We start from the raw sequence: 22,981 nt of genomic DNA, 5'->3' as shown, positions 1-22,981 counted from the left end.
CAAAACCTCCTAGTCTTAAAATTGAATGTCTATGTCAGGTAAGGGTCTGCTTTTTGGCTTTACAGACTTTTGATCTCAACTACTAATTCTTTCAGTAGTGTATTTGTTTTTGTAAACTGTGTATGTTTGCGATAGTGAGTCATTTCATCCTATTTTGTTAGGTTTAGCAACCGAAAGAATGAACATAACTTCAATCAATAATGCTAATGATGTTAGTGATAAAGGAAAGGTGACGAAAGCTCTAGTTATCGGTGGTAGTTCAGTTAAATGTTTTCTTTGGAATGCTACTTGTTCAAAACTTTCTGGACTTATTAAAATCATTCAAGCCAACATTATGATTATTCAAAAAATTGCTCCGAATGATTGTCTTGACAGTAAAGCAAGAAAAAGATTTTGTTTTTTCTTTTTTGGAATGATTTTGACTCTAAAAATTCACATTATCACTGTTTGACCTTTAGTTAAGAATGGAATTAATATTCATCAGCTAAAAATAAAGATTATTATTAAACTTAGTCAAACGTAATACAAGTAATTTTGTCTAAAACTAACATTGTTTTTGTCTGGACTTATCATTGCGAAAGTTATTGCGAATAAGAAGATTAAGAAAACAAATAGATCTGAGAATGTTATGGTGAATCTAATTCAAAAACCAACTTTTTTATTGGTTGTTACTATTTCATTTTGTGCCATTAGTAAATTTTGTGAAAAATATCAGATCAGTATTTTTCGTCAACAAGTTTAGGATCGATTAAAGCAGATCATTTGTATCAAGCAAAGTAACGATTTTGTGTTAAGTCAGGATTTGAACCATAAATAGCAACCAACTCTTTTGCTAGTACATCTTTAATGTTTTGTGTTTTCAATGTTTTTCCTAGAACAATGAACATTTTTCATTGTTTTATGAAACCAATGTATCCTGCTAGAAAAAGTTGATAGTGAATAATGTGTAGCAAGTTCAAAGCATCTTTTAAATCATCACTTGCTTCTTTTGTTTGGTTCAAAATTTGTTTTCATTCAAGATTGATTGATTTAACATTCAAGTTAGTAAGTTGGTAGTTTCAATCTCTAACTTCAATGCTTGATGTGTAAAAATATGTTGCTGCTTTTAAAAAAGCGTTAACTGTAATATCGATTGAGTATTGTTTGTTTGTAGATTTTAATGTTTTATTGTTTTCGTAGATACTTAATGCAAGTTTGTTAGAAAAAACTTTATTGAAGACAATAGGAGAAGTAACTATCAATGGTTCTCAATTCTCCTTTAAATTAATAGTTTTTTCTTCAAACGGTTTTGTGGGTGCATCATGGCGCACTAGACCTCGATAAACCGCTTTGAACTCAATGATGTCTGCTTGTTGTGATTTCTTGATTGCCTTTGTTACTCTTGTAACGAAGTCTTCATCCAATTCAGTGTTTGAAAACAAAATGTAAGAATAAGGTTTATCACTTTGTTTTAAAGCTTCATAAATGACTGAATTTAAAGGTTGATGCTTTGAGTTAATAACTAACTTTATTTTGTTTGCATCAAAGTTTTTTAGAGCTTCATTAATCGCTACCAAGTGTTCATCTGTTGGTTTATCAATAACGATTGAAACTGAAAAGTTCCGCGAATTTTGTTTATAAACTTGTTTCAAGATTTCATGAACTGAATTGTCTGGGTTGTAAATAGGAATAATTATTTCTAACATAAAACCTACATCTTCAAGTTTCCAGTTGTTCTTGGGTAAGGGATAACATCGCGAATATTAGACATTCCAGTTACATACATTACTAATCTTTCGAAACCAATTCCAAAACCTGCAGATTGAGCATCACCGAATCTACGCAAATCTAAATATCATTGCAATGGTTCAATATTCATATTTAGTTCATTCATTCTATTTAACAATTTGTTGTAATTTGTTTCCCTTTGTGATCCACCAACTAATTCACCAATTCCTGGAACTAGCAAGTCAAAAGCAGCCACTGTTTCGTTGTCTGGGTTTTGATACATGTAAAATGCTTTGATTTGTTTTGGGTAGTTTATAACTGCCACAGGCCCACCAATAATTTCTGAAGAAAGAAATTTTTCATGCTCTGAAGCTAAGTCAGTACCGAAAGCAAAGTTTTGCTCTTCAAATTTTTCTTTGTTTTGTTCAAGAATTTTTAAAGCTTCACGATATTCAAGTTTTGTTAATTTAGTATTAATGAATTTATCCAATGTGTCAAGAAGATCAGCTTTAACATTTTTAGTCAAGAATTCAAACTCAGCAGGATGTTTTGCAATTGTTTTTTTGATAACTGTTTTTAATAAATCGTCAGCGAGATCAATGATTTTATTTAAATCATAGAAAGCACATTCAGGTTCAATCATTCAGAATTCAGCGGCATGACGTGATGTGTGTGACATTTCAGCTCTAAATGTAGGAGCGAACGTATAAACATTCTTATACCCTAGGGCATAAGATTCAGCATGCAATTGTCCAGTTACTCCCAGAGTTGCTTTTTGCTTGAAAAACATGTCTTCATTCTCGTCGTCAACAACAAAAAGTTCCCCAGCACCTTCTCCATCATTCGAAGTGATAATGGGACTATTTACATAAACAAAGTCATGATTTTTAAAGTAATCGTGTACTTCTTGAGCTAGTGTTGAACGGATTAACATAACAGTTTTAAGTAGATTTGTTCTGTGTCTTAAGTGTGGAACTTCTCTTAAAAAATCTAATGTTGTTTCTTTCTTTTGAATTGGATAGTCTTCATCAACGTTAGCAAGCAATTTAAAAGAATCAGCTTTAAGTTCGACAGGTTGTTTTGCTTGTGGTGTTAGAACTAATGTTCCACTTACCTCAATAGCAGCCCCACTTCTTGCTGATTCAACTTCATCTAGATTAACATTTTGTTCGTTTAGTACAATTTGTAAGTTTTGCACTGTGCTTCCATCATTAATTTCGATAAATCTTATTTTTTTATTTCCTCTATTTGTTGCCACCCATGCTTTAACTGCAAAGTGTTTACCATCATGTTGTTGGAGTGAATCATATAATTTTTTTATTGTCATCTTTTATCCTTTAACCATTAAATAAATATATTAATATTTATAATTTTACCAAAATATAGTTACAAAAGCCTCTTGTAGTGAGTGTGGAATGAAAAAAAACACGGAAAATCCGTGTTATTGTCCTACCGGTAAGTCGGTTACATTTTTATTTGGTCCGACACTATCATTTCATTTTGAAATATGATAATTCAATCAAAAACCATTTTGTTTTACAAATTGCTCTCATTGGCAAAATAATTTTGGAGCAACGTCGCCTAAAGTGTTGGTGTGGTATATAAACTGGTGATAGAAATGTTGAAACTGAGTATACAAGATTTGTTTATCTTCACTAAAACGATAAATAAAGAATGGAACTTCGACTGAAGGTTGTCCATTTTTTTCAGTCAGTCAAAGTCTTATAAAGAAGTTTTGATTAATTTTTGCTGCAAAAACTCCACTGGCATCAGAATCAACATTTTCAATTGGAACAATACTTTCCACTTCAGGTCATTTTGAACGATAAGTCAAACTCACATATTTAGAAGGATTTTGTATGATGTCTTTTTGTGCGCTTGAATATTCCACTGAAGGCTTAAAGTTATATAACTTAGGAATTTGCTCAAATTGACTATCAACACCTGAGAATGCAAAATCGAAATGATTTAAATGTGTTAAGTATCAGTATCATTTGTCACTTAAAAGTTGAGAAATTTCAGTTTCCAAATTACTCATTTTCAAGTTATTTGCTTCAGTGTTTTCACTGAAAAGAGACTGATATTCAGTAATTTTTTTATTTAAATCACTAATTCATTCCTGACTAACTTTTTGACTTTCTTTAAAAGTGTTGATTTCAGCATCACCCTTATTAGCAAATACGAAATTTTTCAAGAAACTATCAATGTTAACGTTACTATTTTCATCAACTTTTTTGATTGGTGCAGGAATAGGATTTTCATCAACAAACTTGATTGAACAAGACACACTAGCAAACGAAATGGTAGTTAAAGACAATAAAGAAAGCAAAGAAAGTATAAAGAATTTTTTATTTCTTAGCATAATAGCTTTCCACTTGACTGAAATAGAATTGTTCCAAATCGTCTAAAGGATTAAAATTGCCTGAGTAAACAATATTTCCCTTGTCAATAATGGTTACATAATTAGTGAAACGATTAACTTCATGAAGTTCATGTGTAGAAATAAATATTGAACGATTCTGGGCAACGAAACCATTAAGAATATTAAATAACTCACGACGAGATTCTGGATCCAAGTTAGCGGCAGGTTCATCCATTATCATCAATTGCGGTTGACTAATCAAACATTGAGCAAGCAGTGCTTTTCTTTTTTCACCACTCGAAAAATTGATTGGTTTTTTGTTTGCAAATGACTTAATGTTTAGTTTTTCAATAATTTCTTCAGTACGTTTTTTTGCTTCATTTTTACTCAAACCACTCAATAAACCAAAAGAATAAATGTATTTTGTTAAATTCAATTCTTTAGGGAAGTTTGGGTTTTCCGGCATGTAGGCAATTTTAGCTTTTGCTTCGGCTTGTGTATTTTTTAGTCCGCCAATAAGAATTTGTCCTTCATAGTTAGCATAAGCGCCAACAATTGATTTAATAGTTGTTGTTTTTCCAGAACCGTTTGAACCAATAAAAACGTGAAATTTACCAGGTAAAATATCAAAGTTCAATTCTTTAATAGCGTAATTTTGCTTGTCATAACTTTTTGAAAGTGATTTAACTTCAATAATTTTTTCCATTATCTAAAATCCTTTCTACGTTGCGCTCAAATAGTAATTAATGTTAAGAAAACAATTAATATCACTCACACAGGAATTACTGCGGACGCAGGAACTATATTTGCTTTTCTTTGAATTAAATATACATTATTTATGTGTGAAAAAAGATTCATATTTGAGTCTTTTGTTAGTTGGTAACGAGCAACTTTTTGATTGGTTTTATCACTATCATTTTCTGGTTGTAAGACAGTCAGGATAGGCATAAATGAGCTATATCCTCCAACAAAATAATTTCTTGTCTCGTATTCATTCATATAAACTTTGAATTTATATTGCTGTGGTTTTTTTTCGTTATCCTGAGTGTTGTAATTTAAAACGACTGATTTGTATAAAGAACTTTGGTTGAAGTTATAAAACAGATTATAGTATGCTACCACATATAGATAAATTTGTTTTTCATGATTTAAAACAGAAGAATCGAATCATTTTGCAATTTGGTTTAATTCTAAATATTTATTCATCAATTGATAAATTTTGTCATTAAATTCATCAACGGTTAATTGCTTATTGAAATCATTTTTGAAATCGTTTTTGAATTCATTTTGATAAATAGAACTATGCAAGAGAGAAGAAATAATGTTTCATTTAAGCCTTCCAACAAAGTTTTCGATATTTGAAAATCCAAAACTATCTTGTGCTAATTTTTCGTTAGTATCAGCTTTTTCTCAAGCGTAAATAATTTCATTAGTAGGTCATTTTTGTTGAGCATAGTCAATGTCGTCATTGATCAGTGGTGCTGTAGGAACTAGTGACACAATGTTTTTTTGCTCTTGACTCATTTGTTGACTATTAATTAGTTGATAACTATATTTCAAATCATTGTTGTTTGAATAGTTAATGATGTTATCTAAAAATTTGGACTTATTGTTTTGTAATGTATTAATTAAATCCGTTCCGTTTTGTGTCATCATTGTTGACATTTGGTAAGGAATATTTAATCAGGCAAGACTTTGAGCGATTGCAGCATTATCTTTCACTTGATTGAATAAAGTATTCAATTTTTGTTCTGGAGATGTTGAATAAGTTGACTCATTAGAAGGTTTTATACCTCCTTTAATGTCTCTTGGTTGTCTATCAACAATGTAAAAACTGTCATCGTTTTTGTTAGTTGCAAAAGAATATACATTTAAATCGTTGTAATTATTATTTAATTGCTTAGCCATTGATTTAATAGCAGGCTCAGCAAAGTAAGAACTGAATGTTCCTAGTAAAAATAATGGTACAAAAACAGTAGAAGCCAATGTTGAAGCTAGTCTTCTTGAAGAACGTGTACAAATCAGTGCTGTTATTAAACCAAAGAAGCAAAATCCGAAAAGACTTGTGACAAACGAACCACCTACTAAGTATTTATAGTAAGTAGTGTATTGACTTGCAACAGGACTTAATCCTATAACAAATGCAAGTAACACTAACAAGGCGTTTAATAAACTAAAGGCAAAGAAAATTAAAATTTTTACATTTACCATACTATGTCTACTTACTGGTTTCGAAGTGACAATTAATTCCATTCCGTCTGTTTCAATACTTTTAAAAATATTAATAGCTAAAAGATTAGAAAACACAACTGTGTTGACTAAAGATAAAACAATCGGTGCGATCATAAACATTTGCAATTGATACAAATTGTTGGCTGCAAGACACATAAAACTTAGTCCAAGAGTTAATGCAAAACCCAAAATCGGCATCAACAATGTCGATTTCTTATTTATCAAGTAGTAAAGTAAGAACTTTAAAAAGTTTGTTTTTAAATTGATATTAGTCATTTTTATCTCCTTGAACTATAAAATCTGCAAATATTCATGAAACATATGAACCAAATTTATCTTCTACTTTTGCTAACTCAAAATCCGGATTTCATCCTGAATCAGGAATGTCTAAGCTAATAAAATCATTTTTTGCTACCAAGTCTCTTGAAATATCAATAATGTATGGTAAAACTTCAGAAGCTGAGTAGTCTTTTACCTCTTTGTTGAATGTTCTTTGAAAACTTCTGAAAGCATTATCGGGAGCAAAAGTTACAGTTTTCAGTCTTGAAGGTGTGTTATTTGTTCATTTTTGCTCTTTAACAATATTTAACTTTAAAAAAGTGTCATTGGGATATTTGAATAAAAACAATTGCGTCGAAAACTGATAATTATCACCTTCTTTAGGAGTAGGTTGGTCACTCCATAGTCCACTTTTAAGCGGAAACTTTTCACTAGCATAATCAATTATCTGGTTTGAATTCATTTGTCAAGTGATAGGAAGTGAATTGCGATAAGTTGCTCTGAAATTAGTGCTGTCTGATGTTTTAGCAAACTGATAACCAACAGCAGTAAAGCAATTTACACGATAAAGAAGATACAGTCAGTTTTGTCTTTTGAATTCATCTCATTCATCACTGTATTTTGTAAATATCAAAGGATTGTATCGATTAGGTCGTCAAAAATCAATTTTTCTAATTGAAACTATTGCTGCATTTGTTTGCAAACGAGCAAAAGAATAATTAGCATAAATTTTTTCCATTTCTTTATCAAGTTTCTTGATATTTTTTTCTAACAATTGTGAATCAATATATTCTTGCTTTTGCTCGTCTAATTCTTCCTGACTTTGTTCATCCCAAAAATCTTTTTTATAAACTTCATCTAAGACACTTTGGACAGCATTTTGATTCAAAAATGCTTTAACATCAAGGTTAAGATTATTTTTAATAACTGGATTTTCTTGTTCAGTTGTAACACAAGACACAAGACTTAGCGGCGTTAAAATACTCAGCGAAACAGGTAAAAATAGTTTTCATTTTTTAAACATTGTTTAACCTCTTAATGTCATAAGGAACTATATCGATGTCTTTGATTGAATCATTTTTTGTTAAATTTACAACAACATCAAAAGCATCATCCATTGAAATTTCTGCATCTTTATCATCTTTTTTAAATTTGTATATTCTTGGTTCCAACATAATTGCTCCAGTATTGCGATAGACATACATTGCTTGATACGTATCGTCACTGAATTTAAGCATGATTCAATAACTATTTTTATCTTTGTTGTATTGGTATTTCAAATCTACCAATTTGTTAGAAACACCAGTAATTTGAAGGGCTTCATTAGGATAAACCACAGCAAAATCTTGCGGATTGTTGTATGCAAAACTTGGAGCTTGATGTAAGTCACCAACAAAAGTGAAATCACTTCTTCATTTGAGCGCTAAATATCAGTTTTCTCGTAAAAGTTGATAGAAAAATTCTTGACTTGTTTTAATGTCAGGAATTCTCACCAATGTGGAGCTAAGGTTTTGATAAGAAATATCTTCTCCTTTTATATAGTAAAAAGTTTGTCCGTTAAAATAAAGCATCGCTTCACGCACATTTTTAATATAAAAGTTGTCCACTTCTAGTTCTTGCATTCTTGCAAGAAAAGAAGCTTTTTGCAAGTTGGCTTCATCTTGAGTTTTGTCATTTTCAATTGGATCATAAACTAATGAAAGAAGTTCATCCATCTTTGCATTTTTGAACTCTTCCTGATTGTTATTTTCTTCATTTTTTGTGTCATTATGAGTACTTTTTTCACTTTTAAGCTGGTTACAACTCAAAGGGATTCAAGGTGTAATTGAAACAACCGAAACAAACGATGAAAAAGCCAAGATTTTTTTAATTTTCGCTGACATTTTTCTCCTTTGATATATGGCAATTATATATAAAAATCTCAATAATTACAAAAAAAATTAACTCAAAGGTAATAATTTTTTGTGCTTTTATAAAAAAAGAAAACAAAAATTATGTCTTTTTGTTTCCATTTCTTTTGCTTAAAATAAAACCAAGCTATGCTTGGCTATTGTTTTTAAGGGACTAGTTAAACTTGATATCTACTAAGATAGGAGCATGGTCACTAACATCACGGATTAATTCTAGATCAGTTGGATTTGGTTTATCTTTTTTATATCTTTTATAATTCTGAACACTTTCCTGTCTATTTCATAAACTATGCCCGCTTGCATCTTCTTTAAAAGCATTAATAATATCTATTTTGTATGGGTAGTTTTGTCCATAATAAACATTTTTTGTTCCAGTGTCAATAATCGCTCATTTGTCATAAGGCTCAGAATAAGCTTTAACTTTGTTTGAAAGAGATGTTTTGTAATATTCAAGATTAGTTTCAAAATCAACATAACCTAGAGCATATTTTTCACTTTCAATTGCCGAATTGTTTTTTGCCTTAATGTTTGTATCACCACCGAAAATAATGTCGCAGTTATATTGTGTCTTAAGTTCAACCAAAATTTGTGCTAAGGCCTTAGCTTCTTTTATTTCTTGGCTACCTTGTCCCGAATATTCACTTGATTTTGTCTCGCCGTTTTTCGTATTAACATCAGGAGCATCAAAATGACCAAAAATTGAAACAAACTTGTAATCTGATTTTGTTACAAATTCAAATTGCACATAGTAAAGTGGTCTTGCATAAATTTCTTTACCTTTAAATCCTGAATTAAGAACCTTAACTTTATCTTTACGATATAAAACAGCAATCTGTTCTCTAGAATTTTCGAATTCTTTGCGATATGAAGCTACATTGAGTGGACTGATAACATATTGTCAAGTTTCTTCTTGATTGTTTTGGTTAAGAAGTTTCACCAAGTTTTTAACACTTGTTTCCTGTCCTCAGTTAATCTCTTCCAATCCAATAACGTCAGCCTGTGAACTCAAAATAGTAGTTGCTATGTTAATCATTTTGTTTGAGTTATAGGCAGTGTTAGAACCACCGAAATTTAGAACATTTCAGCTCATAAGACGCAAGTCAGAAGTTTTTTCTAAGCTCACTGATGTATTTAAAACTACTTTTTCTTTTTGATTTGCAAAGTAGTATCCCACTCCCCCACCACCAGCTGCTAGCACGATTAAAGCTGTTAGTAGTGAAACTAAAGTTTTTGGTTTTTTTGATTTAGTATTTCTAGATTTAGAATTTTGTTTTTTAGCCATTATTTACTCCAAGTTTAGTAATAAAACAATTTTAATGAAAAAGCTTTATTTTTGAGTGTTTTTTTGATTAGAAAATATTGTCCTATTTTAAAGTATTTTTTGTGATAAAATATTAATGCAATTTTTAATTGCCTCTAGCAAGTGGGAGATTTCTATGTAAATCATTTGCACCACATATTTCGAAAGGAAACATACAATGGCTAAGGAATTAGTTAGAATTGCTAAATTGCAATTCAATGCTGGTCAAGCTAAACCGGGTCCTGCTTTAGCTGGATTAGGAATTGTTATGCCTGAATTTACAAAACAATTCAACGACGCTACAAGAGATCGTGGAAGTGAGCCAGTTCCAGTTAAAATTTGAGTTTACAAAGACAAATCATTTGATTTTAAAACATATACATCACCTGCATCATACAAATTAAAAGAAGCTGCAAAAATCAAATCTGGTTCTTCAAATTCAAGAACTACAAAAGTTGCAACTATTTCAGTTGACCAACTAAAGGCTATCGCAGAATACAAACTTCCTGACCTAAATACAGATTGCCTAAAATCAGCAATGAGAACAATTGCTGGTACTGCTAAAAACATGGGTATTGTTGTTGAAGGATACGATGAAAGTGAAGGATGCAACTAATGAAAAAAGTTTCTAAGAATCTAGCTAAAGCACGTGCATTAGTAGATAAAAATGCTGTTTATTCACTAGAAGAAGCTATTGAATTAGCTAAAAAATCTTCATATGCAAAATTTGATGCTTCAATCGATTTAGCAATCAAATTAAACATTGATACTCGTAAAGCAGATCAACAACTACGTGGAGCAGTTGTGTTACCACATGGAACAGGAAAAGTTGTAAGAGTTTTAGTTGCTACAGATGATGCAACAGCTCAACAACAAGCTAAAGAAGCGGGAGCAGATTTTGTTTATTCAGGAGCAGAATTAGCTGAAGTTTTAAATCAAGACAAATATGACTTTGACATCATTGTTGCCGACCCTAAAATGATGGTTGTTTTAGGAAAATACGGAAAAAAACTTGGGCCTAAAGGTCTAATGCCTAACCCTAAAACAGGAACAGTTACTGTAACACCAGGAAAAGCTGTTGAAGAAATCAAAAAAGGGAAAGCAAACTACCGTGCTGAAAAAGGTGGAATTATTCACTCACTTATCGGTAAAAAATCAATGTCTACAGAACACCTTGTAGAAAACGCTCAAACTTTAATCCAAACAATCAAAAGATTAAAACCAGCTGCAGTTAAAGGGACATACATGCTAAACCTAACAGTTTCAGCAACAATGGGACCAGCAGTTAAAATTAAAATTGATTAATATATGCTAGCGAGAATATCAGTCTGCGGACTGGTATTTTTTTTATAACTTGTAACTAACAGCAACAAAAAAAACAAAAAAAACAAAAAAAACAAGACCTTCGCCTTGTTTAAAAATCAAAATTTAACAACTTATTCTTCGTCTGTGCCGACTTCATCAATTCCAGAGGGAGATACTAATACGTGTGAGCTGTTTGGTATCTCAACACTCGGTAAAAACTTTTCAAATTTACCAACATTTTCGATGTTTTTAAATACAGTAGAACTTTTACCCACTGCTTTTGTAAGTGTGTCTACTGATCTTTGACCCCATTTTTTTGCGTCTTCGATGTCAGTTAGAAGTGCTGTAACGCTCTTTTTCAAAGTTTTAGCTTGCTTTACAAGTTCTAACGAGTTGTATGAGTAAGCAGCAACTTCGTTAATTGTTTTAATTGTATTAATGATAGCAACTAAAGTTGTTGGTCCACAAACCACAATATTATTTTCTCTTGCTAAACTTACTAAAATGTTATTTGTGGTAAATCAAGCATATAAACCTTCAGAAGGCAAGAACATAATAGCAAAATCTATAGATGTTTCAATTTGATCAACATATCTTTTAATGTCTTTAATATTGTTTTTGATTGCACTTGTTAAATTTTTACTTGCAGTTTCAACCTTGCTTTTATTCCCTTCTTCCAAAGCACTTGTTAAATCTTTTCATTTTTGTAGCGGGAACTTAGCATCCAAAAACAAGTTTCTTGATTCACCGTTCACATCAAAAACTTTGATTGAAAAATCAGGCTTGTAAGTTTTTTCTTCATTTGTTTCTGAATCAGTAACAACAAATTGTTTTTGTATTTCTACTAAAGAATCAGTTTTTCCAAATGACTCTTCAATTAAATCTTGAGCAAATTTTTCACCAAATGCCCCAAACGATTTTACATTACTAAATATTTTTTCTACGTTTTTAACAGAATCTTGCACTGTTTCAAATTTGGTTAAGTTTTTAGAAAGCTCGCTCATTGTGTTTGTTACATTTGCAAAATGTTCTTTCAATTTAGCAGTCATTTCGTTTTCAAAACGTTTTTTGAAAGCATCTTCAATTTCAGTAAGTTTTGTGTCGATTTTTACGTCTAAACCTTCAAATTTAGTGTTTAATGCTTCACTGAAGTCCAATACAAACTTATTTGTGATATTTGTATTGTTGTTAACACCTTCTTTTAAAATCTTATCTAATGCTTCATGATTTGCTTGTGCTTTTGTTTCTCACGACTCAACAGCGCTTGAAAACTTTTTGTCATAATTATTAATAAAGTTTTCAATTTTTGGATTTAATTCTTCTTTGAAATTCTTTATTTCTTTTTCAATGTTTTCTACACTGTTTTTAAAGTCAGCTTTAAGAGTGACAAGATCGTTTTCAAATAATTTGAAATCACTTCTAAATTCTTGTAACAATTTATTTGTTTCATCATTTAATTTATTCGTTTTTTCAATTATTTCCCTTGTTTCCTTATTTGAATCTTTTCATTTTTTTAATTTTATAAATGCATATATTCCCGCCCCAATTGCCATCAATAAAATAATGATGACAAAAGTTAAAATCAATAATTCTACAGCCATTATTTAATTACCTCTTTTTTCATGTATGGTACCAATACTTTAGGAACTGTTATGCTTCCATCTTCATTTTGGCAGTTTTCTAATATTGCAGCAACTACTCTGTCGATTGCTAATCCACTTCCATTAATTGTGTTGGCATATTGAATTTTGCCGTCCAAGTCACGATATCTCATCATTGCTCTACGAGCTTGAAAATCAAAGAAAACAGATATTGATGATGTTTCGCGATATCTTTGTTCACTAGGAATTCAAAGTTCTAAGTCAATAGTTTTAGCACTACTGAACCCAATGTCTCCTGTACATAAACTTAATTCACGATAAGGAATTTCTAAAAGCTCCAAAATTCTTTTTGCATCTTCAACTGTTTCAAAAAAGTCTTGCATTACATTTTCATTGTTCGAAAGTTTTACCAGTTCAACCTTGTGAAATTCATGTTGGCGAATCAAACCACGAGTATCTTTTCCGCCACTCCCCGCTTCAGAACGAAAACACTTAGTATATGCTACAAATTTTTTGGTTTTGCTTAAATCTAAAATTTCACTATTGTAATAGTTTGTAACTGGAACTTCTGCTGTTGGAATAAGTCATAAATCCTCATTTTCCAATTTGTATAGGTCTTCTTTGAATTTAGGTAATTGTCCGGTTCCAAAAAGCATTTTTGAGTTAACCAAGTGTGCTGGCATAATTTCTTCATACCCATTAGCAATGTGTGTGTCAAGCATGAACGATGCTAGTGCACGAACTAATTTTGCCCCATCTTTTTTGTATGTGACAAATCTTGATTCTGCCAGTTTGACTGCTCTTTCAAAATCAACAATATCTAAATCTTTAGCAATTTCATAGTGAGGTTTTACACCTTTAACCAAACCTCTTCCTAAGCTCGCATGTTCATTGATAACTACGTTGTCATTTTCGTCAGCCCCAACAGGAACACTTTCGTGTGGGACATTAGGAATTTGACTTGCTAAGTTTAGTACATCTTGGTTTAATTTTTCTAGTTCAACGTTGTGTTTTTCAATTTCTTCTTTAATTTCATTTACTTTTTGAATCAACTCAGAAGCATCTTGTTTATTTCTTTTTTTGATACCTATTTCTTCACTCAAATTGTTGCGTTGAGACTGAAGATTTTCAACAACATGTGTTGCTGCATTTCTTTGTTTTGTCAAAGTTATCAAATTATCAACAACTTCAACATTGAAACCTCTCTTTTTCAGTCCCTCTTTTGCTATATTTTCATTATTTAATAATCATTTTAAATCTAACATTTTTTACCGCCTTAAATAATTATTTAAATTATACAACAGCACAAAAAAATGACAACTGCTAGTTTTTTCAATAATTTTTTGACATTTTCGCAAACAAAAAAAGCAATTTTTCAGTCTTTCTTTGTGTAAAAATGTTTTTTTTTTTTTTTTATCTAAGCCCTCTAACAAATTTTATAAATTTGTAGTATACTTTTAAAAATATTTTGTATTTTTCAAAATGTTTTAACAATAGATTTTCAAACATTTATTTTCCAAGGAGTAAATATGAACTCAACAGATAACATGCAAGCTGTCGAACAAAAACCAGCTAAAGCAAAAAAAGAAAAAAAACCGATGACCAAGGGACAAAAAATTTGACTAGCAATCGCTATCATACTAACACTACTTTTACTTTTGATTTTGTGTGTAGAGATAGCTTATCTAGCAGATTTTATTCGTTTCAATAACACAGATGCAAACGGTTTACTTTTAACTAAGGCACAAAGAGTTAATGGAATTTTTGGATTCTTCAAAAATAACTAGAAATCATAAATACTAAAACACAAAGGAGATTTATGGCTAAAAGAAATAACAAAAAATTAAATGCTTCAATTTTTCTTGGAACAACTCTAGCAGCGGCTGCAGGACTTGCAACTGCCTTAGCTCTTGTTCATGAGTCAGATTCAAAAAATGAAAACTTCGTAAAAGATAAAAATATTTATCAAGCATTACAACAACAAGTAGTTGACACAAAAAAACAATTAGCAGATAACAAAAATCTAGATGCAAATAATGTTGACAACATCAATGATCTTGTAAAAAGAGCTGAAGAATTAATTAAGCAAAAGAATTCTGATATAAACACAATGTATCAGTTGAAAAATGAATTAGTTGATAAAGTTGCAAAAGCTCAATTTGAGTCAGTGGTAAAAGACACTAATGCCACAACAGACCAAGTTGATGCTGCTCTAAATAACCTAAGTAACTTAATCAAAGATAAAGAGCTAAAAGTACTTGTTAAACCACTTTACGAAAAAGTTAAGGCTGATAGTGACTCATTTGATTTCACTAAATTTTATTCAAACTTTGATGGAATGGTGAATAGTAGCAACAAGTCAACTTGAGATCTTGAAAAAGAATTTTATCACCTAATTGAAAACAACATTTATGACAATTCATTCTTAAAAAATTCAACTGACAAAGCAAATGTTTTTTCAGCTATCGACACAATTAGAACAAACTTAAATGCCGAAAACTTAACTAAAGATTATTTACAAACCTTAAATAGCATTTTTGCTAATGTTTTAAATACAGCAGCAACTAACATTGATGAATCAATGCAGTCTTTAAGCACAGCAAATCTAGAAAGTATCAACACAAAATTAAACTCTCTAATTGACGAAATTAATGCTTCACAACTACAAAAAGATTCAAAAGATAAATTTATCAAAGAAGTTTCCGATTTCAAAGAAGCAATCCTAAATTCTTACGCTTTAGTTCCAGCAAACAATTTAAGTGCTCAAAGCGATGTTAGTGATTTTATTAATACGGAATTTTCAAAAATTAGTGCCAACTTCTTAACAGATGAAGAACTAAAAAAATCAGCTCAAACTTTACAAAACAGCTATCAAGAAAACAAAGATAACTACGGAATTTTTAGCTCACAAGTTGAAAAATTAATTACTTCAGTTGACACAAGTTCTGTGAATGTAGAAACATATATCAAGATGCTAGACGATAGTTTCTTGATTTCAACTGCTAACCGTTACAGCCAAAAATTAAAACAATTACTTACAAATGCAAAAGACAATCACTCAATTAGTAGTGATGATTTCGATAAATACATTAACAATGAATTACTAACTCAAAATGTTGAAAATCTAGGCGAATTCGTTAAAAAATTATCAGATTTATACAATTCATTAGCCACATCAATTTCTTACAATGAACAATTAATTAATCAATTAGAAGTACTTGAAAAACAAGTAAAAGTTTCTTATCAAAATTTAAAATATACAAAATTGGATTCAGAAAATCAAACTAGAATTCAAAACCTTAAAGATAAATTGTCTAAATACCTTGCACAAAGTCACACCATCAATGAAAATGAAAAAGCATTGGCTGAACTAACCGAAGAAGAAAGACAAATTAACAAAGAGGAACTTAAAGGTTGAGTCACAACCTTGAGTAAATTAAAAGATTCAATTGTTGATGAAACTGAAAAACAAAACGTTCAAAACTGACTTGATAAATGACAACTAAATGATGTCTTTTTAGTTGCTACCCTGTACGATGGTTCAACTCGTCAAGAATTACAACAAGATATTGCTTGAGCTCAGGACGTTTATATTTACCAAAGAGTAAAAATTAAAAAAGACGATGTTCAAAGTTATGCTGATGTAACAAAAGAAAAAGTTGTGGATGTTTTTGGTGAAAAATGAAGCAAAGGAAAAGAAATCTTACTTACTCAAATTAGCACTTTAAGAAACGATGCTGATCGTGTAGACTCAGATAAAACTTTAAGTGTTGAGCAAAAAGAAGAACAATTGCAAAAAATCTACCAAGAAATTAAGGCTATCAATGATAATGCTGAGAATTTCCACAAACTTGACACTATTTACCCAGTAGCACAAAACACAATTTCAAATCTACCTGAAAGTTTAAAGATTGAGCTAGGCGAAGAAATTAAAAACATTGAAAAATTGCTAAGCAGAGCAAAAGAAGATTTTGACAATCCACAAAATTCAGATCCTGTTGATACATACGAAAGATTGCAAAGAGCAATCGAAGATTTCAACGAAAAGAAAAAACAATTTGATGTTAATAGTATTTACAAACCTACTCTACAAGCAATTAAAGATGCTTTTGAGCCAACTCGTTACTCAAGTGAACCAACTGCAATCGAAAAAACTTTCTTAGATAAATTGGAAGCTTTAAAGACAGCTTATTTAGCAACTGAAAATACTGATGAACGTGAAGAAATCAAAAACCAAATGTTGACAATGCAAAAATCTGCTCCACAAGCAGCAAATTTAGAACTTGCTTTGCAAGCCTTGCAATCAACATACAATAGCTCAGCTTCTTCTGTAAATAAAAATGGTGAAAACTATCCAGAGTTAAAACAAGCATACAACAAAGCACAAGAGCTATTGCAAACATACAGTAATGGTGCTGATTTCAATAAAGACAATATTAATGAAGCTAGCGAATACAACCAAATTCAAGCTCAAATTGATGAAGCAAATAAAAACTTACAAATTCAAGTTGCTTTGGCAGAATTGAAAAATGAAGCAGCAAATCTTGCAAAAAGTTTGTATACTGGAGACAACAAAAACTTAGAACCTTATGCTTCAGTAAATAATTCAATCCAAGCTCTTTTAGATCAAAAAGATCAACTTTTAGCAAATCCTGATGCTACTGTGGAACAAATTCAAGAGATGACTGAAAAACTAGCAAGACAACAAAAACTTGCTAATAAACTTAACGATGCTTTAAGTCGTTTAGACGCAATCGATAAAGAAACTAATCCAGTTGCTTGACAAAAATTTGCTGACACCATCAATGAATCACTTGTTAATGATGGTGACAATGCGTTACAAATCCAAGAAAAAATTAATAATCTAAATGAAGAGCTTTCAAAATCAAATAGTTACATAGAAGCTGAAAACGCAATTAACCAACTAAAAAGTGTTTACAATGATGCGGAGAAAAATAAGGCTATCTATTCAGCTCCTGCAAATGAACTTGAACAAAAAATTAACAAGTTGAGTGAAAGCTTAAACAATGAACCAATTACAATTTCTGAATTAAAGAACTTAAAAGTTGAAGCAGTTAAAGAATTAAGAAAACGCAATAGCGAAAAAGATCAAATCACTAGTGATTTTGCCAAAGCTAAAAGTGATATTGAAGCTAAATATAACGATTTAGTAAACGACGCCAAGGCAAAAGACGTTGTCAATGGTTCAGAAGCAGTAGTGCCTAAACTAAATGCTTTATATGAGCAATATCAACAACTAAAAGATGCTGATAGTACCACCCAACAACAACTAGACGATATTTATAATCAAATGAATTATCAATATCAAAATGATTTATTTGATTTCCAAAAACAATTAGCTCAACAAAAACTTGATGAACTAAGCCAAAGCCCTTACTCAGAAAGTCCTTTAGCACAAGAAACAAAACAAAAATTACAAGAATATTTAAATTCTATTGATAACCATGTACAAAGTCTTCAAGTAGGAGATGAAAAAGAAATCGCTAATGAAACTGAAAGATTAAAAAACTTAGTTTCTTTAGTTGATACGCAAAAGAAAGTCTTCGACAGAATCAAGGACCTAAAAGATAATCCACCTGCTGATGTAACTATTACTCCTGATTATCTAGAACAATCGATTCGTGATAACACTCCTTCAGCTGCTGACAATACAACAACTGAGCAACTAAAAACTGAAAAACAAAATCTTGAAAACGCTTTAATTGACTCATTGTCATTAGAACAAGCTAAAAGACAAGAAGCACAAAAGATCAATACTGCTAAAAAAGATTTCGATAACTCGATTAACTTAAGTGAAACCGATCAGGACTACAAGGATGCTATTGATGCCTTATTTGATCAACTTTCACAAGAAAATACAGATGCTAATACAACTGCAGATGTAAAAGTTGTTGACACAAAATTAAATGATCTTGTTGGACGTTTAGAAAAAACTCGTTCACTAGCTAAAGTAGTTAAGAAAGCAAGTGATTTAATCACCAACACTGGAACTCAAAATCTAAGTCAAGCCGAACAAGAAGCGGTTCAAAAGCTACAACAAAAAATAGCAGAAGCTAAGACAAAATATGGTTCAGATAGTGCAACAGAAGCAGATGTTTTTGAACTTTCAGAACAAATTAATGAACTATTAGATAAATTACGTAGTTCAACCAACTTGCGTCAAAAATATGCTTCAGTTAAAGAAAAATTAGCAACAATTACTTACCCACAAGGAAGTAATAATTTTGGTACACCAGATGCCAAAAAACAAGAAGTTCAAAACTACATTGACCAATTGTTTAAACAGTCAGAAGCATCTGACACAACAAATGAAGAAGTAACAAGAATAACCCTTGAAATGAACAAATTGAGCAATTTATTTGATAAACAAATCGAAAAAATTGCAGTGCAATCAAGTATTAAAGACGAAATCTTGTATCAAACAAACAAATTTGATATTGATACAACCAACATGGCTGATGCCATTTTAAGAAGTGTTCCTAAATATGCGCTATCAGGACAAAAATTACAGGAATCAAATATTAATGACTTGGCAAGTGATTTAGATGATATGTTTGTTTCTTTAAATGAGATTTATCAAACAAGAAAAGAAGTTGCAAACGTTATCATCAACACACCAAACGAAAACTTGATTGATAAAACCAAAGCAGCATTGAAACAGGAATCATCAGAAGATGTTGAAGCAAAATATCAAGACTTGCAAACTGCTATGGTAAATTACTTCACCAGTCAATTAGAACAAACAAAATCAATCAACTTTGTAAATCCTGCTGTTGTCCCACAACAAAACAACTTTGACAATGTTATTAATAAATTGTTAGATGTTAAAAAATCTTCTAACAATGCTTTTGGTGTGCTAAGTTTATACAAAGATATTGCTGACAGCATTGCTAAAGCACAAGAAGAAATAACAAATGTAGAGTCGAATGATGATATTAAAAACAATCCAAAAATTGTTGAACAATTGAAAGTACTAAAAGGAGATGCTAGTGCAAATCCTGCTGTAAAAGGTCTAATCGAAAAAGGTAAAGAAACATATGCTAAAGATTTTGTTGATCTAAACCTAAGAACAAGAAACACTGAAATTTTAAATGCTATTGCAAAATTAAAACTTATCGCAGCATATGCAACTGCATTAAATCAGCTAAATACCAATAATTCATTATCAGAAGAAGAAAAGACACCAATTAGAGACATTCTAGAAAACATTTTTACATTGTTAGCTAACGATAGCACTTTAGAAAATGAAGAAGGTTACAACTCTCTAAGACAAAAATACATTGAGAGTTCAGGACCTTATTCATATACAACAGCAATCAATGCTACAACCCAACTAAAAAGTATTATTGCTGATGCTCAAAATTGATACAACCAAAAAGATGTAAATGCACAAACTCCAGCAATTCAAGGTTTATTTACAGAATTAGGAACTGCTATTGAAAAAGCAAAAGCAAATACAACCAAAACAATTGCTACTGCTAAGAGTGAAAACACTCAAAATATGACAACTGATCAAGCGATTGCTTTATTAAATTCAAACAAAGAAGAAAACATTAATAAAATAAGTGATTCATTTGATGGATTAATTGCTAAATTAAAGAAAACAAAAGAATCAGAAGCACGTAATTTGTATGATGAATCAAAATCATTATTCAGCTTTATGACACTTCAAGGAATAGAAACACTTGATAGCATTTCTAATGATCCATTCAGTTCAATGAATAATGTTCAAATTCAAGACACTGACAAATTTAATGCTATTTCTGAAAACTTTAATGAAGCAACTACAAAATATCAACAAAATCTTTCATGACTGTATGAAAGTTCATGATCTAGAATCTATTGAGAACACAAATGACTAAAACAATTCATTGACAGTATTAATAATGCAGGAACAGCAAATACTGCTCAAGATTGACAAAACTTGCAAAAATCACAAGTTCTGGAATCAATGAATATGACTGAACAAGATTTAGAAAGTTTCAACACATATCTAAACAGCTTTAGCTTTGATTTAGAACAAAAACCGGATGAAACTCACACAGCAAAAGGAACAGACTTATTTGCCAATTACCGTTCAAATATTATTAACAACTATGTGCCTGTTCAAAAAGCACTAGAATCACAAATCAAAAACTTATGATCTAAGTTTGTTATAACCACCCCGCCTTTATTAGCTCAATATAATGACTTTGCTAATGAAATTAAGTCACACTTGTCAGATGATTCAAACTCAACATACTTTACTCAAGTTCTAAAAAATATCGATAGATATTCAGAAATCGAAAATCTTATTGCTGCTTTTGCAAATTCAGACACAAGTTCGTCAGAAACTGCATGGGCTAACTATCAAAACTCTCCATTTGCATTTTCGAAATACAAATTTACTTTTGATAAAGCAACTGTCAAAGAAGATCGAAGTGATGCAAACAATAAAGTAAATGAATCAATGAATGGTTGAATTACAACAGTGGCTAATATTTGAAAAAGACATGAAAAATTCAACAACATGGTTTATGGAACTTCTTCAAATGAAGATGTGTCATTGAAGAATATTTTTGCAAACTATATAGATGCCCGGGTTGATTTACGTGTATTTTTAGAGAACATTGCAGGAAGAGAATTCACTGCTAAGTTGTATAGTTTGGAAGATAATGCTCCAAGTAATGCTCCTTTCCTAGATGCTACAACTTCGTACAAGGGAATTGCATTTTCTTCGCTTAATATTAAAAACTCATTGTTGCAATCATGAAACAAAAATCAAACTAACATTTCAAGTGTTGTCAATAACGTTGAAAAGGCTTATAAAATGACAAACAACTTGTGAAAATGAATGCATGACAAATCGAATTTGGATTTATTCTTTCAAGCAATAAGAGAAAATTTTATCAGTAGACAAGTTTCGTTGTATCCTGCCCAATCTAACACTCTTGCTGAAACTGTTATTCAAAAACTAAATGAGATTCCTGTAGCAAGTGATACCTTTACAAAAGATGGAAAAGTGTATCAGTACAAGGAAATCAACGGACATACTGAATTTACAAACTTGTTTGGTTTTTTTCCAGTTTTAAAACTCTTTGATGAGAGTGAATATAGAATTATGGAGTCATATAATCGACAAAATGTGAAAGTTTGAATTTATAAAGAACAAAGTGAGGAAGATTTTGCTAAGGTTATTTTACAATCAGACACTAGTGTAAAGAAAGTAAGTTTTAACATAAGAATTTCATATACACCAGCCGATTATGAGCAAAACTCTATATTTAAAGATGTGCCACCTTTCTGAATTGATATTGAAAATCTAATGGCAACGTTTAAAACACTCGATGTTTCAACATTAACTAAAGAAAACTTTCTAAGTCCTGATGCTATGAGAAATGCATCATTATTCACAATGAACGAAGCAGGATGAAACAAATATACTGCAGTACCTAACTACTTAGCAGCTTACTTGAAATATTCTTATTATGATCTACTAAAGAGAAAAATTAAGTCATTCGCTTCATACTCAAAATTAGGTTCTTCAGAAGGCAGAGATGATGTTAACAATAAGCAAAATGAAAACTTTGAAGTTAAGTTCAAATTCAAAGATGACTTTAGATTAAATATAGAAGGATATAAATACAAACAATATGTGCGTCCAAATGGAGATGCAATAATTTACTGAGCTCCAATGGAAACTAAATTTGAAGTTGAAGGAAGCATATATAAATACTCATATTACATCGATATTATGGTTCCAATGGTAGAAGAAAATCAAACTGTTTCAGAAACAGAAGTACCAAGAGTAGCAATTTACAACTTGCATACATTTGTTGGTGGAAGCATTGACACGTCATCAAATGAAAACTTCAGTTTCAAATTAGGATATTCGAAACAAAGTAGTAGTGTTGGTTCAGAGGGAAATGAATGAAGAGCATTTTGACCTAAGCAAAGTTCTACTCGTTCTCAAAAAACAATTACATTGAGTGATGGGACACAAAAAACAATCAACACTAATATTGATGCAGATTCGTTAACACTAGCGCTAAATGAAGGAAAAGAGAATGGCTTAATTAAATACATTCCAGAAATTTATGCTCGTCGAGCTGCAGAAACAATTACTGGACGTGCCGACCGTCTACGTTCTATTTGAGATAGTAGCTGAGATAAAGGTACCTGATGAGACGGAGCTATTTATTCAAATGGTGATTACTATCCAGGGGATCCGAAATTTGTTGAGGCCGTAGAAACAATAAACATAAAAATAAAATTACACTAATTA

Annotated in this window: 15 protein-coding genes; 4 read left to right on the top strand and 11 right to left on the bottom strand. The window is 30.8% G+C overall.

Annotation, left to right across the window (positions count from 1 at the left end; translation table 4 throughout):
- Window positions 1-15: 15 nt before the first annotated feature.
- The 9 genes from ACWXVN_RS01375 to ACWXVN_RS01335 all read right to left on the bottom strand — a co-directional run bounded on the left by ACWXVN_RS01375 (window position 16) and on the right by ACWXVN_RS01335 (window position 9,772).
- Complete coding sequence (locus tag ACWXVN_RS01375; protein ID WP_455967658.1) at window positions 16-690, bottom strand: RDD family protein; 675 nt, start codon at window positions 688-690, stop codon at window positions 16-18.
- On the bottom strand, window positions 690-1,685 hold the full coding sequence (locus ACWXVN_RS01370) for a glycosyltransferase family A protein (RefSeq protein ID WP_455978862.1): 996 nt from the start codon (window positions 1,683-1,685) through the stop codon (window positions 690-692). The genes ACWXVN_RS01375 and ACWXVN_RS01370 overlap by 1 nt, the downstream gene beginning before the upstream one ends.
- A 5-nt stretch (window positions 1,686-1,690) precedes the next feature.
- Window positions 1,691-3,034: an asparagine--tRNA ligase gene (gene asnS, locus ACWXVN_RS01365; protein WP_455978861.1), complete on the bottom strand. Its 1,344-nt coding sequence runs from the start codon at window positions 3,032-3,034 to the stop codon at window positions 1,691-1,693.
- 114 nt (window positions 3,035-3,148) lie between these two features.
- The gene (locus ACWXVN_RS01360) at window positions 3,149-4,069 is read right to left on the bottom strand and encodes an aromatic motif membrane protein (RefSeq protein ID WP_455978860.1); all 921 of its coding nucleotides are present in this window, start codon (window positions 4,067-4,069) and stop codon (window positions 3,149-3,151) included.
- Window positions 4,056-4,775, bottom strand: coding sequence for an ABC transporter ATP-binding protein (locus tag ACWXVN_RS01355; protein WP_455978859.1), 720 nt, complete (start codon window positions 4,773-4,775; stop codon window positions 4,056-4,058). Before ACWXVN_RS01355 ends, ACWXVN_RS01360 begins: the two co-directional genes overlap by 14 nt.
- Entirely contained in the window at window positions 4,775-6,577 is a 1,803-nt protein-coding gene (locus tag ACWXVN_RS01350) for a hypothetical protein (protein ID WP_455978858.1), read from the bottom strand. The genes ACWXVN_RS01355 and ACWXVN_RS01350 overlap by 1 nt, the downstream gene beginning before the upstream one ends.
- Window positions 6,570-7,604 carry an aromatic motif membrane protein gene (locus tag ACWXVN_RS01345; protein WP_455978857.1) on the bottom strand — a complete coding sequence of 345 codons (1,035 nt, stop codon included), beginning with the start codon at window positions 7,602-7,604 and terminating at the stop codon, window positions 6,570-6,572. The genes ACWXVN_RS01350 and ACWXVN_RS01345 overlap by 8 nt, the downstream gene beginning before the upstream one ends.
- Window positions 7,597-8,463 (bottom strand): hypothetical protein, encoded by an 867-nt coding sequence (locus ACWXVN_RS01340; protein ID WP_455978856.1) that lies wholly within the window; start codon window positions 8,461-8,463, stop codon window positions 7,597-7,599. The genes ACWXVN_RS01345 and ACWXVN_RS01340 overlap by 8 nt, the downstream gene beginning before the upstream one ends.
- 181 nt (window positions 8,464-8,644) lie before the next feature.
- Window positions 8,645-9,772, bottom strand: a complete 1,128-nt coding sequence (locus ACWXVN_RS01335; protein WP_455978855.1) for an MnuA family membrane nuclease — start codon at window positions 9,770-9,772, stop codon at window positions 8,645-8,647.
- Between the two features lie 196 nt (window positions 9,773-9,968).
- On the opposite strand from ACWXVN_RS01335, the gene rplK reads away from it, so the two are divergent.
- Together rplK and rplA are read left to right on the top strand one after the other, a co-directional pair.
- Window positions 9,969-10,406: a 50S ribosomal protein L11 gene (gene rplK / locus ACWXVN_RS01330; RefSeq protein ID WP_455978854.1), complete on the top strand. Its 438-nt coding sequence runs from the start codon at window positions 9,969-9,971 to the stop codon at window positions 10,404-10,406.
- Window positions 10,406-11,095 carry a 50S ribosomal protein L1 gene (gene rplA, locus ACWXVN_RS01325; RefSeq protein WP_438341508.1) on the top strand — a complete coding sequence of 230 codons (690 nt, stop codon included), beginning with the start codon at window positions 10,406-10,408 and terminating at the stop codon, window positions 11,093-11,095. Before rplK ends, rplA begins: the two co-directional genes overlap by 1 nt.
- A 131-nt stretch (window positions 11,096-11,226) precedes the next feature.
- Here the strand turns inward: rplA and ACWXVN_RS01320 are convergent, their stop codons facing one another.
- Both ACWXVN_RS01320 and serS read right to left on the bottom strand, forming a co-directional pair.
- Window positions 11,227-12,696 (bottom strand): DNA recombination protein RmuC, encoded by a 1,470-nt coding sequence (locus ACWXVN_RS01320; RefSeq protein WP_455978853.1) that lies wholly within the window; start codon window positions 12,694-12,696, stop codon window positions 11,227-11,229.
- A complete protein-coding gene (serS, locus tag ACWXVN_RS01315; protein WP_455978852.1) occupies window positions 12,696-13,961 on the bottom strand; it encodes a serine--tRNA ligase in 1,266 nt (421 codons plus the stop codon). The genes ACWXVN_RS01320 and serS overlap by 1 nt, the downstream gene beginning before the upstream one ends.
- A gap of 264 nt (window positions 13,962-14,225) precedes the next feature.
- Here serS and ACWXVN_RS01310 point away from each other — a divergent pair, with 264 nt between their 5' ends.
- Both ACWXVN_RS01310 and ACWXVN_RS01305 read left to right on the top strand, forming a co-directional pair.
- A complete protein-coding gene (locus ACWXVN_RS01310; protein ID WP_455978851.1) occupies window positions 14,226-14,483 on the top strand; it encodes a hypothetical protein in 258 nt (85 codons plus the stop codon).
- A gap of 32 nt (window positions 14,484-14,515) precedes the next feature.
- Window positions 14,516-22,978 (top strand): hypothetical protein, encoded by an 8,463-nt coding sequence (locus ACWXVN_RS01305; RefSeq protein ID WP_455978850.1) that lies wholly within the window; start codon window positions 14,516-14,518, stop codon window positions 22,976-22,978.
- Window positions 22,979-22,981 lie beyond the last annotated feature (3 nt).

It is taken from the genome of Mycoplasma sp. 4044 (assembly GCF_053851695.1).
This window is presented reverse-complemented; position numbering and strand designations above follow the sequence as displayed.